The following is a 1,990-nucleotide window of genomic DNA, read 5'->3' as shown; positions in this document are numbered from 1 at the left end:
TAGCCGACCTGAGAGGGTGACCGGCCACACTGGGACTGAGACACGGCCCAGACTCCTACGGGAGGCAGCAGTAGGGAATCTTCCGCAATGGGCGCAAGCCTGACGGAGCAACGCCGCGTGAGCGAAGAAGGCCTTCGGGTTGTAAAGCTCTGTTGCTCGGGGAGAGCGACAAGGAGAGTGGAAAGCTCCTTGTGAGACGGTACCGAGTGAAAGCCCGGCTAACTACGTGCCAGCAGCCGCGGTAATACGTAGGGGGCAAGCGTTGTCCGGAATCACTGGGCGTAAAGCGTGCGTAGGCGGTTGTGTAAGTCTGAGTGAAAGTCCAGGCTCAACCTTGGGATTGCTTTGGAAACTGCATAACTTGAGTGCTGGAGAGGCAAGGGAATTCCACGTGTAGCGGTGAAATGCGTAGATATGTGGAGGAATACCAGTGGCGAAGGCGCCTTGCTGGACAGTGACTGACGCTGAGGCACGAAAGCGTGGGGAGCAAACAGGATTAGATACCCTGGTAGTCCACGCCGTAAACGATGAGTGCTAGGTGTTGGGGGGACACACCCCAGTGCCGAAGGAAACCCAATAAGCACTCCGCCTGGGGAGTACGGTCGCAAGACTGAAACTCAAAGGAATTGACGGGGGCCCGCACAAGCAGTGGAGCATGTGGTTTAATTCGAAGCAACGCGAAGAACCTTACCAGGGCTTGACATCCCTCTGACCGGGCTAGAGATAGTCCTTCCCTTCGGGGCAGAGGAGACAGGTGGTGCATGGTTGTCGTCAGCTCGTGTCGTGAGATGTTGGGTTAAGTCCCGCAACGAGCGCAACCCTTGACCTGTGTTACCAGCACGTAGTGGTGGGGACTCACAGGTGACTGCCGGCGTAAGTCGGAGGAAGGCGGGGATGACGTCAAATCATCATGCCCTTTATGTCCTGGGCTACACACGTGCTACAATGGGCGGTACAACGGGAAGCGAAGCCGCGAGGTGGAGCGAAACCTAAAAGCCGTTCGTAGTTCGGATTGCAGGCTGCAACTCGCCTGCATGAAGCCGGAATTGCTAGTAATCGCGGATCAGCATGCCGCGGTGAATCCGTTCCCGGGCCTTGTACACACCGCCCGTCACACCACGAGAGTCGGCAACACCCGAAGTCGGTGAGGTAACCTTAGGGAGCCAGCCGCCGAAGGTGGGGTTGATGATTGGGGTGAAGTCGTAACAAGGTAGCCGTATCGGAAGGTGCGGCTGGATCACCTCCTTTCTACGGAGAAACAAGGCTTTTAGGACGTGGGTGTTTAGTTTTGAGGGAGCCAAGCCTCGTATGAGGTGGAAGCAAACCAAAGCGCGTTTCAAGATGGAGGAGTACAAGGCGGGAGGACGATGATGAGTGAGCGTATTTTTGTACGTGAGCAGTCAGAGGACGACCAACGAAGAATCGAACAGATTAGAAGGCGCGGAGTACACTTGGCAACTGAATATGGAACAACCGAATAAGTAAGGGTAACCGTAAATGCGTAACAGGTTAACGAAACCGGATTTATAGATGGAATAATCACGTTTGTGGTAGGAAGTCAAAACGGTGAGTTGAAAGAGCGCACGGAGGATGCCTAGGCGCCAGGAGCCGAAGAAGGACGGGGCGAACACCGAAATGCCACGGGGAGCTGTAAGCGAGCTAGAGCCGTGGATGTCCGAATGGAAACCCACCAGTGTGAAGCGCTGGTACCGTAGACTGAATACATAGGTGTACGGAGGCAACCGAGGGAACTGAAACATCTCAGTACCTCGAGGAAAGAAAGCGAACGCGATTCCGCAAGTAGTGGCGAGCGAAAGCGGAGAAGCCCAAACCGAATGCGAGGTACAGACTGCAGTCGATGGGTATGCGGGTCGGACTGTTGGTGGACCTGCAGGGAGCCAGCAGGAAGCAATGCGTAGGAGAACGGCATGGGAAGGCCGGCCAGAGAGGGTGAGAGCCCCGTAGGCGAAACGGATTGTGGAATGTGCAA

General features: G+C 55.7%; 2 rRNA genes (1 of these 2 only partly in view). Both read left to right on the top strand.

Features of this window, described 5'->3' with window-relative positions:
• Positions 1–1,248, top strand: a 16S ribosomal RNA gene (locus QQK48_RS18455); the annotation flags it as partial.
• A 317-nt stretch (positions 1,249–1,565) separates the two neighbouring features.
• Positions 1,566–1,990: ribosomal RNA gene (locus QQK48_RS18450) — 23S ribosomal RNA — on the top strand; it runs 2,497 nt beyond the window's last position.

The sequence above is a fragment of the Demequina litorisediminis genome (assembly GCF_030161615.1).
In the GTDB taxonomy this organism is placed as follows: Bacteria; Actinomycetota; Actinomycetes; order Actinomycetales; family Demequinaceae; genus Demequina; species Demequina litorisediminis.
Note: the sequence above shows the minus strand (reverse complement) of the source record. Positions and strands in the feature narration are given on the sequence as shown.